Source organism: Streptomyces sp. NPDC051822 (genome assembly GCF_044452745.1).
Classification (GTDB): domain Bacteria; phylum Actinomycetota; class Actinomycetes; order Streptomycetales; family Streptomycetaceae; genus Streptomyces.
The window spans coordinates 450,975-464,514 of sequence record NZ_JBITBZ010000001.1; the positions used below are offsets into that span (position 1 = coordinate 450,975).

Here is a 13,540-nt window from a genome sequence, read left to right on the forward strand (position 1 = left end):
GACGGGAAATCCCGTGTTGCGAAGCTGCGACCGGACACCGACACACCGCAGCTTCTCGCAGCGCCGCGAGCCGTTGCGACTCCCGCAGCAGCACGCCCAAAGGATGAGGCCCGTGACCTTCAAGGCTGAGTACATCTGGATCGACGGCACCGAGCCGACCGCGAAGCTTCGCTCGAAGACGAAGATCATCGTCGGCGACGCCCTCGCGCTCGACCAGCTGCCGATCTGGGGCTTCGACGGTTCCAGCACGAACCAGGCCAAGGGCCACGCCTCGGACCGCGTCCTCAAGCCGGTCTTCTCCTGCCCGGACCCGATCCGCGGCGGCGACGACATCCTGGTGCTGTGCGAGGTCCTCAACACGGACATGACGCCGCACGAGTCCAACACGCGCGCCGCGCTCGCCGAGGTCGCCGCGAAGTACGCCTCCCAGGAGCCGATCTTCGGCATCGAGCAGGAGTACACCTTCTTCAAGGGCTCGCGCCCGCTCGGCTTCCCCGAGGCCGGCTTCCCGGCCGCGCAGGGCGGCTACTACTGCGGTGTCGGCGCGGACGAGATCTTCGGCCGTGACGTCGTCGAGGCGCACCTGGAGAACTGCCTCGCGGCGGGTCTGGGCATCTCCGGCATCAACGCCGAGGTCATGCCGGGCCAGTGGGAGTTCCAGGTCGGCCCGCTGGCGCCCCTGGAGGTCTCCGACCAGCTGTGGATCGCCCGTTGGCTGCTCTACCGCACGGCCGAGGACTTCGACATCTCGGCGACGCTCGACCCGAAGCCGGTGAAGGGCGACTGGAACGGCGCGGGCGCGCACACCAACTTCTCCACGAAGGCGATGCGCGAGGGCTACGACGCGATCATCACCGCCGCCGAGTCCCTCGGCCAGGGCTCGAAGCCGCTCGACCACGTCAAGAACTACGGCGCCGGCATCGACGACCGCCTGACGGGTCTGCACGAGACCGCCCCGTGGGACCAGTACTCCTACGGCGTCTCGGACCGCGGCGCCTCGGTCCGCATCCCGTGGCAGGTCGAGCAGGACCAGAAGGGCTACATCGAGGACCGTCGCCCGAACGCGAACGTGGACCCGTACGTGGTGACCCGCCTTCTGGTGGACACCTGCTGCGAGGCCCTGGAGAAGGCCGGCCAGGTCTGATCCGCACCTCATCCGGAAGGGCGCCCACCGTTTCACACGGTGGGCGCCCTTTCCGTCATATGCGGACGCCCAGGAGAGCGGAGAATCGAACCTCCGTTCCGCTCACCACACGGTCTGTTGACGTCGGAGGATTCCGCCGCTGACCCGCGTGACGACAGGTATCGTCGCCACGGTGAAGCTGGTGGTCCGGGTGAAACTGCTGCCGACGCCTGAACAGGCGTCAGCGCTCGCCACGACCCTGCGTGCCTGCAACGAGGCGGCGAACTGGCTCTCGGTCCGGGCCTTCGAAGGCGGCAGAACCTCGCGTGCCTCGCTCCAGGCCCTGTGGTACGCCGGGTTGAAGGCACGGGGACTGTCGGCCCAGCCCGCGTTGCATGTGCTGCGGAAGGTCGCCGACGCCTACAGCGCACTCCACGCGAACCCGAGGACCGGGAACCTGAAAAGACGGGGGCCGGACCGTGACGCCAGGAAGGCCGGCAGGCCGGTTGCGTTCCGGCCCGATGCGGCGCAGCCGTACGACGACAGGTGCCTGTCCTGGCAGTGGGACGAAGGCACGGTGTCGGTCTGGACGACGTCCGGGCGGATGAGGGGGCTGGCCTTCACCGGCCAGGCCGAACAGCTGACACTGCTGGCCTCTCGCCGCAAAGGCGAGTCGGACCTCCTCCACGAAGGCGGGCGGTGGTACCTGCTCGCGACCTGTGAGGTGCCCCCAGCCGCCCTGAACACCGCCCCTGACGGCTTCGTGGGAGTGGACCTGGGGATCGTGAACATCGCCACGACCTCCACGGGCAGTCGGTTCAGCGGCCGTCGCCTCAACCGATGCCGGGAAGCGGAGCGCCGGCTGCGCGCGAAGCTGCAGCGCAAGGGCACGAAGTCCGCCAGGAGGCGGGCGAAGCGGCACGCGGGCAGGGAGGCCCGTCGGGCCCGGGACGTCAATCACAAGATCAGTAAGCACATCGTGGCGGAGGCTCAACGCACCGGTCGTGGAATCGCCCTGGAAGACCTCACGGGTATCCGCGAACGGGTACGGCTACGCAAGCCCCAACGCGTCACGCTGCACTCCTGGCCCTTCCGGCAACTCGGCACGTTCATCGCCTACAAGGCGCGGCGCGCCGGGGTGCCGGTGGTGTACGTCGACCCGGCGAACACCAGCCGGGAATGCTCCCGATGCCATCACGTCGATCGTCGAAACCGGCCCTCCCAGGCCGTGTTCGCATGCCAGGCCTGCGGCTTCGTTGAGCACGCGGACCTGAACTCGTCCCACAACATCGCCGCCCGCGGCTGGTGGACGTGGGTTCGCGGGGCCGAGTCACAGGTCCCTGCCCTCGCGCTCACCGGGTAGAGAGGGCTGGACGCAGCCGGTCACCGTCGAAGCCGTCGGCGAACCGAGCCGCAACTCGGGGACCGATCTCTTTCCCGAGTAGTAGACTAGGGAAATGGCCCACACACAGAACGACACCGCGACAGGTCGTCACGACCTCGAGCCGTTCTGGCCTTCCCGGCAGCATCACGACTTCGACCGGGTGTGTTGCCGCGCGAGGAACGCGTCGGCCCTCTAAAGCCCCGATCGGTACGGTCCGGTCCACGGCCTTCGGCCCACGCGCACGACGTACGACGCCTGTCCGTCCGTTTCTCCGCGCGAAATGAGCTGACCTCCCATGGCCCCTGCCCCGAGTGCCTCCCTCACCGCCGTCCGCCCCGGTCGCCACCGGCTGCGCGCCGTCGACCCGAACGAGGTCGTCGACTTCGCCCGGGTCGCGGACTTCCTGCCGCCCGGCGCCACCCTGCTGCCCGCTCCCCCGCACGCCCTGCCGACGCTGCCCGGGCGGCCGCCGATGGTCGGGTACCTGGTCCTCCTGCCGGCCGACCAGCAGCCCCAGGCCCCCGTCGCCGCACCCGCCCCTGCCGAAGAGGCACAGGGGCCGGTGGCCATCGACGGGGTCCGGCGGATCGCCGTCGTCGACGGGCGGGAGCTCGAACTCACCTATCTGGAGTTCGAGCTGCTGGCCCATCTCGTGGCGCACCCCCACCGGGTGCACACGCGCGACCAGTTGGTCACCACCGTGTGGGGGTACGGGCACGTCGGCGACGGCCGTACGGTCGACGTGCACGTGGCCCGGCTGCGGCGCAAGCTGGGCGCCGAGCACCGCCACACGATCCAGACCGTGCGGCGGGTCGGCTACAAGTACACGCCCTGATCAGGTCGTCGGCGTGCCGGACCTCGCCCTGATCCTCGCCACGAGGGCCAGGGCGAGGTCCGCCGCCAGGAACAGCAGCAGGCTGAGGCCGAGCAGCGGGACGAACCAGGACACCAGGGCCGTGGCCGCGGCGAGCGGCAGCAGCAGGGTCACCGGGATCCGCCGCCACGCCCCGCGCGCCGCCGGGCGGCCCGGGCGGCGCAGCCACCACATGCGGTAGCCCCAGAGGATCAGCAGGATCAGGGCGAGCGCCAGGGCCGCCAGGGCCAGCTGGTTGAACAGGCCCAGGAAGACGCCGGTGTGGGCGTCGATGCCTATGCGGGTCAGCTTGGCGAGGACCGGGTAGTCGGCGAAGGCGAGGCGGTCGACGACCGTGCCGTCCGCCGGGTTCACGGCCGCCGAGTCCAGCTGGAGCGGGAACTGCGTGTCCGTCTCCTTGACCACGTACCCCTTGCCCTCGGCCGGCAGGACGACCGAGACCTTCGGGCTGTCGATGCCGGCCGCGCGGGCCGCCTCCAGCGCCTTGTCGAGGCCGATGTCCGGCCCCTGGGCGGTGGTGCCGCCCCCGGTGTGCGCGCCGCCGTGGCCCTCGTGCTCCGAGGAGCCGCCGGCCGCCGCGCCGCCGACGGTCGCGGAGAGGGTCGGCGTCGCGCCGCCCAGGCCGTCCTGGAGCGCGCCGATGTTCTCGCCCGCGTAGCGCGACCAGGTGAGGCCGGTCGCCGACAGCAGGACGAGTCCGGTCACCGCCCACAGGCCGACCGAGCCGTGCCAGGACAGGGTGCGGCGGCGGGAGGCCGGGCCGCCCTCGGGGACGAACAGGGCGCGGCGGTTCTTCCGGCGCCGGCCGAGCCAGAGCAGCAGGCCGCCGAGCGCGATGACCCACAGCCAGCTCGCGGCGAGTTCGCTGTAGTTGCGGCCGAGGTCCCCGAGGTGCAGGTCCCGGTGCAGGCCGTCGATCCAGGTGCGCAGCGGGAGGGCGCCCGAGCTGCCGTAGCTGGGCAGTTGCCCGCGTACGTCCCCGGTGTACGGGTCCACGAAGACGGCGAGCGAGGTGCCCTCGGGGACGTCGGGGTCGGCCATCAGGACGCGGGTGGTCGCGCCGGGTTCGGCGGAGGGCCAGACGGCGGTGACGGTGCCGTTCGGGTTGACCTTGCGGGCGATGTTCACCTGCTGGGAGAGCGGCAGGGCGGTGTCGCCGACGGGGACTTCGAGTTCGTGGGCGTACACCGCCTTCTCCGCCTGGAAGGAGAGCGCGTACAGCAGGCCGCTGACGGCGGCCACGAGGAGGAACGGGGCGACGAGGACGCCCGCGTAGAAGTGGACGCGGAGGACGAGGGGGCGCAGGGCGCTCCAGGTGCCGGCCTTGCGCGGGGCCGTGGCGGGGGTGGGGACGGGCGCGGGGGCGGGCGCCTGGGCGGCTTCCGACGGTGGCGCCTCGGGCGTTTCCGGGCGTGCGGGATCATCGATGGTCATGGCTGTCCTGGGAGTCGGTGCAGACAGGGGGAAGACCCCCGGGTCAGACGTGTGCTCCGAGGGCCGTGGCACGGGGTACGGGCGGGCGGGGCGGGCCGCGCCGGGAGAGGGTGTGCGCGAGGACGAGGGTGCGCGGCCGGTGGGTGTTCCGGCGGGTCCTGCGGACCGCGCGGCGCGGAGCGTCGGGGACGCGGACCCGCGCGAGGAGCAGGCGCAGGGGCGTGAAGGCGTACGCGAGGGCTGCTCGGGCCAGTGTGAAGAGCGCCGCTTCGCCGTGGGCCAGCCAGAGACCGCAGAGGAGCGCGGCGAGGAGGTGGACGACGAGCATGCCGACGGTGTCCGTGCCGGTGACCGCGGTCGCGGCGGATGTCGTCGCGGAGAGCGGCTCCGCGCCGTGCGTCGCGTGCGCCCCGCCGCTTCCGGCGTGCGCGTGTGCCGCCCCCGGGTGGCTCCCGGCCATCGAGAACACCAGGTGCAGCGCGCCCTGGAGGGTGAGCAGCGCGCCCGCGATCGTCGGCGCGCCCCGGCGCCGGCCCGCCGCCGCCCAGGCGGCCGCCGCCGTCACGGCGAAGGCGCCGAGCAGCGCGAGCGCCGGGAGTCGGTGCGCAGACATGGACGAATGCCCCACGACGGCCAGAGTCACGCACACGACCGCGAACAGGGCGGCTCGCAAGGCGCGCAGGGGCGACCGGGCATCCGTCATCGCCCGTCATGGTGTCACCCCGCCATCCGGCGCACGAGACCGCCTGCGGCCCTGATGTCTCCCCGTGACGCGATGCCTCCCCGTGGCGGGCCTCCCGTGGCGTTCCTCCCCTGCGTTCCTCCCCTGGCGGAATCCTCCGGGAGCGGAATGCCTTGGCCCCGCACCGGGCGGCCGGGCAGTCTCGGATCATGAAACTGCTGATGCTCGGAGGTACGGAGTTCGTGGGGCGCGCGGTCGTCGAGGCCGCGCTCGAACGGGGCTGGGAGGTGACCGTCTTCCACCGGGGCCGGCACGCGCCGCCGGCGGGGGTCACCTCGCTGCTGGGCGACCGCACCACAGGACCCGACGGGCTCGCCGCACTCGCGACGGGTTCGTGGGACGCCGTCGTGGACACCTGGTCGGCCGCGCCCTCGGCGGTGCGGGACGCGGCCCGGCTGCTCGCCGACCGGGTCGGGCGGTACGCGTACGTGTCGAGCCGTTCCGTGTACGCCTGGCCGCCCGCCGCCGGGCTCGCGGAGGACGGCCCGCTGGTGGAGGGCTCTCCGGACGACGGGGACATGCCGTACGCGGAGTCCAAGCGGGGCGGTGAGCTGGCCGCCACCGCCGCGTTCGGCGCGGACCGGACGCTGCTCGTCCGCGCGGGTCTGATCATCGGCCCGTACGAGAACGTGGGCCGCCTTCCCTGGTGGCTCGGCCGGATCGCGCGCGGCGGCCCGGTCCTCGCCCCCGGGCCCGCGGACTCGCCGATCCAGTACATCGACGTCCGCGACCTGGCCGAGTGGACCCTCGACGCGATCGCCACCGGGCTCTCCGGGCCGTACAACCTCGTCTCGCCGCCCGGACACACGACCATGGGCGAGCTGCTCGACGCCTGCGTACGGGTCACCGGCGCGGACGCCGAACTCCGCTGGACCGCCCCGGAAGCGCTGCTCGCGGCCGGTGCGGAACCGTGGTCGGAGCTGCCCGTCTGGCTGCCGCCGGGCGAGATGTACGACGCGATGCACACCGCCGACGTCACCAAGGCGCTCAAGGCCGGACTGCGCTGCCGCCCGGTGGCGGAGACCGTCGCCGACACCTGGGCGTGGCTGGAATCGCTCGGCGGCGTCGCGCCGCAGCGCCCGGACCGGGCGGGGGCCGGCCTGTCCGCCGAGCGGGAGGCGGAGGTCCTGGCGAAGCTCTCGGCGCTGCCGGCCGGGTGAGGAACCGCGCGGAGCTGCCCGAACCGGGGTGATCGTCTACGGTCGACACGAACGTGCACGAACCCGGAGGAGTCGCCGCCATGCCCGCCCTTCCCGCCACCTCCGTCGCCAACCTCCGGGATCTCGGCGGCCTGCCTCTCGGTGCCGGGCGGGCCGTCCGCCCCGGCCTCGTCCTGCGCTCCGCGCAGCTCGACCGGCTCGAACCGGCCGAGCCGGCATTGGCCGGACTCGGCATCCGTACGGTCGTCGACCTCCGTACGGAGACGGAGCGCGGCGACCGGCCCGACCGGCTGCCCGCCGGGGCGCGGCTGCTCGTCGCGGACGTGCTCGCCGACCACCTCGCCGTCAGCGGGCTGCCGCCCGCCGCGCGCCTGAAGGAGCTGCTCACGGACCCGGCACTCGCCGAGGAGTACCTCGGCGGGGGCCAGGTCAGGGAGGCCTTCGCCCGGACCTACCGGGCCTTCGTCTCCAGCGACTCCGGCCGCGCCTCCTACCACGCCCTCCTCACCGAGCTGGGCGCTCCGGGGGCCGGGCCGCTGCTCTTCCACTGCACGGCGGGCAAGGACAGGACGGGCTGGGCGGCGACGGTCGTGCTGTCCCTGCTGGGCGCGGACGAGGAGACCGTGCGGAGCGAGTACCTGTCGGTCAACACGGCGGTACGGCAGGCGTTCGCGCCGATGATCGAGGGGTTCACCGCGCAGGGCGGCGACCCCGACCTCGCGCTCGACATGATCGGGGTCGTGCCGGAGTACCTGGCGGCCGCCCTCGACGAGGTGGAGGTCCGGCACGGGTCGATGGAGAAGTACGTACGGGAGGGGCTCGGCGTTCCTGACGAGGTGACGGAACGGATCCGCGAGCGGCTGACGGTGGAGGCGGGCTGAGCGGGGCGGTGCCGGGCCGGCGCCGCGTCCGGGGGCGCGGCGGGGGCCGGAGCCGGCCGGGGTGACCATCGGAAGAATCGCTCGTTCTGCTGAACGTGAGCACCCAGGATCTCGTTCCCTCGCCCGTGGGCCCCGTCGACGTCGAGCAGGCCGAGGCCGCGCTCGTCGAGCGCTATCCGCGGCTCGTCCGCATCGCCTACCTCGTCCTGCCGCCCTCGCTCGGCCGCAACCGCCGGGTGCTGTCCGCGCACGCGCTCGTCCAGCGCTCGCTGCCGCGCCGCCGGGTGCCGGGGCCCGCCGTGCCGGAGCCGCGGCTCGCCGAGGACGCGGTCGATCCGGGCTACGCGTACGTACGGGGCGAGGTGCTGCGGCAGGCGCTGATCGCCGGGCTTCCGCTGCGGCGGCTCGCGCTGCCGCGCCGGGCGCAGTTCCCGCCGCTGCTTCCGCACGTGTGGGGGCTGCGGCTGTTCCCCCGGGTGGGCGGCGCCGACGAACTCGCCCTGGACCAGAGGCTGTCCCGGCTCTCGGGCCCGGGCCGCGCGGCCTACGTCCTGCGCGGTCTTGAACGCCAGGGCGACCCCGAGGTGCTGCGCGTCCTGGCGTCGGTCGGCGTGGAGGACCCGGCGGCGGCCCTGGCGGAGGCGGACACGCTGGACGACGTGGAGACCGGGGCCGTGGCCTCGTCGCCCGCGGGCCTCGCCGCCGGTCCGGGCGCTGCCGAGGGCTTCGGCCGGGGCGGTCGTGCGGAGAGGGTCGGCGAGCAGGGAGGGCCCCGCGCGCCCGGCGGACCGGGAAGGACCGGGAAGCCGGCGGGGACTCGGACCCCGGAGGGAACCGGGGGCACGGACGGGGCCGTACCCCGTGACGGCGGCCGGGAGGGCTCCGCGGCCGGACCGGGCGGGCCCTCGGTCGGCGGGCCCTTGGCGCCCCGCCCCGGCGCCGCCCCCGGCCCCGGCCCCCTCGTCCGTTCCGGTCGCGTCAGCGGCGCCGCACTGCTCGAATCCGACGAGTTCGATCCCTGCGCGCTCCAGGCCCGGCCCACCGATCTCATGCGGCGGCGGCAGCACGTCCGGGCCGCGCTCGTCGCCGCCGCCGCGCTCGCCGTGTGCGGGACGCTGCTCGGGCTGCCCGGGGACGGGTGGGGAAGAAACGGTGCTGCGGCGCCCACGTACGCCCGTAATCCGGCCGCGGAGGCCGCTCTCGACCCCGGGGCGCTCAAGCGGGTCGCTCCGGCGGCCTGGCCGGGTTCGACCCGGCAGGACTTCTCCGTGTGGCCCGCGCGCGGCGGTCTGACCGGCGACAGCGCGCTGCTGCGGCGCGCGCTCGCCGTGTGGGCCAGGCCCGGCGCCTCCGTACGCTCGTCGGCGACGCCGGGGACGCCGGTCGGTCCGCCGATGGGACCGCCGCAGCTGCTGTTCGCAGGGGTGGTGGACGGGGCCCGGGTGGTGCTCCTGCACGACGGGCTGCGGGCCGTGCGGTACGCGGAGCCGGTCGAGGGCACGGCGGGCGCGGCGCTCGACTTCGCGCGGACCGACGGGGCCGACTCGATCGGTTCGGCGGCGCTCGTGCTGTCCCGTGCGGCGGGCAACGTCCGCTATCTCACCGCGCCCTGGGTGAAGGAGACGGCGGTACGGGATCTCCTCGCGCCCGCGAAGGCGCCCCGGCCGCTGGTGCGGGACGCGCAGGGGATGACCGATCCGGTGCCGAGCCCCGCCCTGGCGAAGGGGTGCACCCGCTGGAACACCCTTCAGGTGCGGGACGGTTCGGGGCTGCGGCTCCTCGCCGACCTGGGTGAGCTGGCCCCCGCCCGGCTCCTGTGGGGTCCGCCCGCGGCGCCGGCGGACGCGACGGGGCCGCAGGCGCGGGAGGCGTGGGCCCGGACCGCGTGCCAGCTGACGGCGGTGGGCGGGAACGGGGTGCGGTCGGTGAACGCCTGGCGGTTCGCCCGGCAGCCGCTCCCGGAGGGGGCGGGGCCGGCCACCTGGCTGTGCACGCGCGCGGAGACCTGGCGGGGCACGGGCGGCAGGGTCCTCGCCCAGTTCCTGGTCCCGTCGCCCACGGTCCCGGCGGCGCTCGCGGCCCGCTCCGAGGGGTCGCCCGCGTGCGGGGTGCGGGACCCCCGGGTCCTGGCGGGTGTGCTGTGGCAGGCGCCGAGCGGCGGCTGGTACGTCCTGGCGGCGGGCAGCCCGGACTTCACCGCCCTGGAGACCTCGGGCGGGGTGAAGGGGCGGTCGGACGGCCCGTTCCTCGCGGTGAAGGCGAAGGCGGGGGCACGGGCGGACCTGGACGGCACCCTGCGGGACGGGACGCGGGTGGCCGCCCTGCGCTGACCCGGCCGGGGAGGGTGAGAAGGGTGAGAAGAGGGTGAGCGGCGGAGGAGACAGGGAGGAGGCCGGGAGGAGGGGAGGACGAGGAGAGGGCGAGGGGCGGAGCGATAATCGGGTGCACAGGCCTGTTGTCATCGCCGTACCTCTCAGTACATTGACGCCATGTCTAATACGCAGCCTGCACCGGTGGCGTCGGAGCACGTCGAGCTCAAGGCCCGCAAGGTCTCCTTCGACTGGGACGAGACCCCCCTCCACTGGGTGCCCGGCGATCCCTTCACCACGCACACCATCAACGTGCTGCACCTGCTGCTCCCGGCCGGCGAACGCTGGTTCGTGCACGTCTACAAGCAGGCGCTGCCGTACATCACCGACGACCGGCTGCGCGCGGACGTCATCGGCTTCATCGGCCAGGAGGCCGTCCACTCCCAGGCCCACGACGACGTCCTCCCCCACCTCCGCGCGCAGGGCCTCGACCCCACCCCGTACACCGCGCAGGTCGACTGGTTCTTCGAGAAGCTCCTCGGGGACCGGACGCTGCCGCCGGGCAGGCCGCGCCGCTGGTGGCTGATGGAGCGGGTCGCGATGATCGCCGCCATCGAGCACTACACCGCCTTCCTCGGCGACTGGGTCCTCAACGCCGACGAGCTCGACCGGGTCGGCGCCGACCCGGTCATGCTCGACCTGCTGCGCTGGCACGGCGCGGAGGAGGTGGAGCACCGCTCGGTCGCCTTCGAGCTCTTCATGCACCTCGACGGCGGCTACCGGCGCCGCGCCCGCACCTGGGCGCTCGCCTTCTCCACGCTCCTGTTCCTCTGGCAGCGGGGGGTCCGCTTCTTCATGGACAACGACCCGACGCTCCTCGACGGCAAGGCCTCCTTCGGCCAGTTCGTCCGCAAGGGCCGGCAGGGCGTGCTGCCCTCCACCCCCGCCATGCTGCGCTCGATACCCCGCTACCTCAGCCGTGCCTACCACCCCTCCCAGGAGGGCGACACCGCGCAGGCCACGGCCTACCTGGCCGCCTCCCCCGGCGCCAACGGAGGCCGCTGATGCCCCGCTTCACCACCGTCGCCCTCGCCGCGGGGGCCGCCGCGCTGCTGGTCCGCAGGGCCGTCCGCAGCCGCATGTCCACGGCCCCGCTGTGGCCGATGCCCGCGCTCGACGAGCCCGTGTCCGGGTACGGCCGGGGCAGCACCGTGCCCCGAAAGGTCCGGGTGACCGGCCGTGCCGCGCCCGCCGACGGCGTCGTCGAACTCCGCCTCTCGGGGCGGGACCTGCCCGCCTGGCAGCCGGGCGCCCACATCGAGCTCGTCCTGCCCTCCGGGCTCGTCCGGCAGTACTCGCTCTGCGGCGATCCGGCCGACCTCTCCTCGTACACCGTGGCCACGCGTCTCGTCGAGGACGGCGGGGGCGGCTCGCGCGAGGTCCACGAGCGGCTCCACGAGGGCGCGGAGATCGAGATCCGGGGCCCGCGCAACCGCTTCCCGCTCCTCGCGGCACCCTCGTACGTCTTCGTCGTCGGCGGCATCGGCATCACCCCGGTCCTGCCGATGCTGCGCGCCGCCGAGGCGGCCGGGGCGGACTGGCGGCTCGTGTACTGCGGGCGGAGCCGGGCCACCCTGCCGTATCTGAAGGAGATCGAGGCGCTTGGCGGCGACCGCGTGACCGTCGTCGCCGAGGACGAGTCGGGCTACCCCGACCTCGGCTTCCTCGGGCACGTCCCCGCCGAGACCCTCGTGTACTGCTGCGGACCCGACGGCCTCATGGACTCGGTGGCGGCGGCGGTGCCGGAGGGCCGGACGCCGCTCCTCGAACGCTTCTCGGCCGCGGCGACGACCGGCGGCACCGCCTTCGAGGTCGAACTGCGCCGCTCGGGACGCACGGTGACGGTGGCGGCCGACCAGTCGGTGCTCGCGGCGGTCCGGGAGGAGGTCCCCGGCCTCATGTACTCCTGCCGGCAGGGGTTCTGCGGAACGTGCAGGCAGCACGTCCTGGAGGGCGAGATCGACCACCGGGACGAGCTGCTCACCGACGCCGAACGGGACGACTCGATGCTGATCTGCGTCTCGCGCTGCGCGGGCGAGCGGCTCGTCCTCGACCTGTAGGCCTCAGGGCAGGATGAGCCAGTCGAAGGCGAGCGCGGCGGCCAGGCCTCCCGTCAGGAGCCAGGTCGCAAGGCGCGTACGGCCGTTGCGGGACAGCTCGATCACGATCCCGCAGAGGATCATGGCGAGGCCGTACACGCCGACGACCAGGACGGACGTCCGGCTCGCGAGCCGGACGACGAGGACCACGGCCATCGCCACGAGCAGCACGGAGGCGACGGCGACGCGCAGTCGCCGCGCCTGCTTGGGGGTGAGACCCGAGGCGGGGACCTCCTCGCCGGAGGTCTTCTCGCCGGAGGTCTCCTCGCTGGAGATCTCTTCGCCGGTCTCGTGGTTCTCGTCGGCCTCGGAGGCCTCTGCGGCCTCCCGGGCCCCGGCGGCCGTGGTGTCCTGGTCGGAAGCGCTCATGAAGCAGCACAGTAACCGACCCCGTTAGGCTGTTCGTATGACGACCGGGGTACGCCGCAGGATGGGCGTCGAGGAGCGCAAGCAGCAGTTGATCGGGGTGGCTCTCGAACTCTTCAGCCACCGCTCTCCCGACGAGGTCTCCATCGACGAGATCGCCGCCGCCGCGGGCATCTCGCGGCCGCTGGTCTACCACTACTTCCCCGGCAAGCAGAGCCTCTACGAGGCGGCGCTGCGCCGGGCCGCCGACGAGCTGGCGGCCAGGTTCGTGGAGCCGCCGCAGGGGCCCCTCGGGGCCCGGCTGCTGCGGGTGATGGGCCGGTTCTTCGACTTCGTGGACGAGCACGGCCCGGGGTTCGCGGCGCTGATGCGGGGCGGGCCCGCGGTGGGTTCCTCCACGACGAACGCGATGATCGACGAGGTGCGGCAGGCCGCGTACGAGCAGATCCTGGCCCACCTGCGGGTCGACAAGCCTTCCGCGCGCCTGGAGTTGGTCGTCCGCTCGTGGGTGTCGCTCGCCGAGTCGACGGCGCTCCTGTGGCTGGACGGGCGCCGGGTGCCGCGCGCGGAGCTGGAGTTGCAGCTCGTGCACGACTTCGCGGCGCTCGCCGCGGTGAGTGCCGCCTACGACCCGGAGATGGCGGAGATCCTCGTCGGCATCCTCGCCGACGAGCCCGCCGACGGTCCCTTCGGGGAGCTGGTCGCCCGGCTCGTCGCGCTGGTGCCCACGCTGTCCGCCGTCCCCGGTCAGCGCTTGCGGTAGGACGATTCGAGGTCGCGGACCTCCACGGAGAGGCGTACGCCCTCCGTCGCCTTGAGGTACTCCGGCAGCAGGGCGAGGACGGCCTTCGAGAGCCGTGCCTTGACGTCGTCGGTGCGGCCGAACAGCAGGGCGATCTCGACGTGAACGATGACGTCGTCGGCCGCCCCGTCGGCGACGACCAGCTCCTCGATCTCCCGGAACCGGGTCTTGCAGGCGTCGACCGTCGTGTCGACCGTCTCGGCGACGAGCGGGTGCAGGGCGAGCGCGAAGCCTCGCCGGTCGAGGGGCGCGGAGTAGTCGACGGTGATCTGCGGCATGAGGGGCCTCCGGGCCAGAGGGGTGCGA

At 73.7% G+C, this 13,540-nt stretch carries 13 protein-coding genes; 9 read left to right on the forward strand and 4 right to left on the reverse strand.

What is annotated here, in order from left to right; translation table 11 throughout:
• Window positions 1-112: 112 nt before the first annotated feature.
• The 3 genes from glnII to ACIA8N_RS02060 all read left to right on the forward strand — a co-directional run bounded on the left by glnII (window position 113) and on the right by ACIA8N_RS02060 (window position 3,342).
• Window positions 113-1,144 carry a glutamine synthetase gene (gene glnII, locus ACIA8N_RS02050; protein WP_365777168.1) on the forward strand — a complete coding sequence of 344 codons (1,032 nt, stop codon included), beginning with the start codon at window positions 113-115 and terminating at the stop codon, window positions 1,142-1,144.
• Between the two features lie 172 nt (window positions 1,145-1,316).
• Entirely contained in the window at window positions 1,317-2,486 is a 1,170-nt protein-coding gene (locus tag ACIA8N_RS02055) for a transposase (RefSeq protein ID WP_365777170.1), read from the forward strand.
• 316 nt (window positions 2,487-2,802) lie between these two features.
• Window positions 2,803-3,342: a winged helix-turn-helix domain-containing protein gene (locus ACIA8N_RS02060; RefSeq protein WP_365777172.1), complete on the forward strand. Its 540-nt coding sequence runs from the start codon at window positions 2,803-2,805 to the stop codon at window positions 3,340-3,342.
• Here ACIA8N_RS02060 and ACIA8N_RS02065 read toward each other — a convergent pair whose 3' ends face one another.
• Window positions 3,343-4,815 carry a PepSY-associated TM helix domain-containing protein gene (locus tag ACIA8N_RS02065; RefSeq protein WP_365777174.1) on the reverse strand — a complete coding sequence of 491 codons (1,473 nt, stop codon included), beginning with the start codon at window positions 4,813-4,815 and terminating at the stop codon, window positions 3,343-3,345.
• A 43-nt stretch (window positions 4,816-4,858) separates the two neighbouring features.
• Window positions 4,859-5,428: a hypothetical protein gene (locus ACIA8N_RS02070; RefSeq protein WP_365777176.1), complete on the reverse strand. Its 570-nt coding sequence runs from the start codon at window positions 5,426-5,428 to the stop codon at window positions 4,859-4,861.
• 278 nt (window positions 5,429-5,706) lie between these two features.
• Here ACIA8N_RS02070 and ACIA8N_RS02075 point away from each other — a divergent pair, with 278 nt between their 5' ends.
• From ACIA8N_RS02075 to ACIA8N_RS02095, 5 genes are all read left to right on the forward strand, one after another.
• The gene (locus tag ACIA8N_RS02075; RefSeq protein ID WP_365777178.1) at window positions 5,707-6,717 is read left to right on the forward strand and encodes an NAD-dependent epimerase/dehydratase family protein; all 1,011 of its coding nucleotides are present in this window, start codon (window positions 5,707-5,709) and stop codon (window positions 6,715-6,717) included.
• Window positions 6,718-6,797: 80 nt separating this feature from the next.
• Window positions 6,798-7,598, forward strand: a complete 801-nt coding sequence (locus ACIA8N_RS02080; protein ID WP_365777180.1) for a tyrosine-protein phosphatase — start codon at window positions 6,798-6,800, stop codon at window positions 7,596-7,598.
• A 95-nt stretch (window positions 7,599-7,693) separates the two neighbouring features.
• Window positions 7,694-9,928: a hypothetical protein gene (locus tag ACIA8N_RS02085; RefSeq protein ID WP_365777182.1), complete on the forward strand. Its 2,235-nt coding sequence runs from the start codon at window positions 7,694-7,696 to the stop codon at window positions 9,926-9,928.
• A gap of 159 nt (window positions 9,929-10,087) precedes the next feature.
• Window positions 10,088-10,972 carry a metal-dependent hydrolase gene (locus ACIA8N_RS02090; protein ID WP_365777185.1) on the forward strand — a complete coding sequence of 295 codons (885 nt, stop codon included), beginning with the start codon at window positions 10,088-10,090 and terminating at the stop codon, window positions 10,970-10,972.
• On the forward strand, window positions 10,972-12,027 hold the full coding sequence (locus ACIA8N_RS02095) for a PDR/VanB family oxidoreductase (protein ID WP_365777187.1): 1,056 nt from the start codon (window positions 10,972-10,974) through the stop codon (window positions 12,025-12,027). Before ACIA8N_RS02090 ends, ACIA8N_RS02095 begins: the two co-directional genes overlap by 1 nt.
• 3 nt (window positions 12,028-12,030) lie before the next feature.
• Here ACIA8N_RS02095 and ACIA8N_RS02100 read toward each other — a convergent pair whose 3' ends face one another.
• Window positions 12,031-12,435, reverse strand: coding sequence for a hypothetical protein (locus ACIA8N_RS02100; RefSeq protein WP_365777190.1), 405 nt, complete (start codon window positions 12,433-12,435; stop codon window positions 12,031-12,033).
• A 37-nt stretch (window positions 12,436-12,472) separates the two neighbouring features.
• On the opposite strand from ACIA8N_RS02100, the gene ACIA8N_RS02105 reads away from it, so the two are divergent.
• Entirely contained in the window at window positions 12,473-13,195 is a 723-nt protein-coding gene (locus ACIA8N_RS02105) for a TetR/AcrR family transcriptional regulator (RefSeq protein ID WP_365777192.1), read from the forward strand.
• Here ACIA8N_RS02105 and ACIA8N_RS02110 read toward each other — a convergent pair.
• Window positions 13,180-13,512, reverse strand: a complete 333-nt coding sequence (locus ACIA8N_RS02110; RefSeq protein WP_365777194.1) for an isomerase — start codon at window positions 13,510-13,512, stop codon at window positions 13,180-13,182. The two genes, ACIA8N_RS02105 and ACIA8N_RS02110, sit on opposite strands and share 16 nt — an antisense overlap.
• Between the last annotated feature and the right edge of the window lie 28 nt (window positions 13,513-13,540).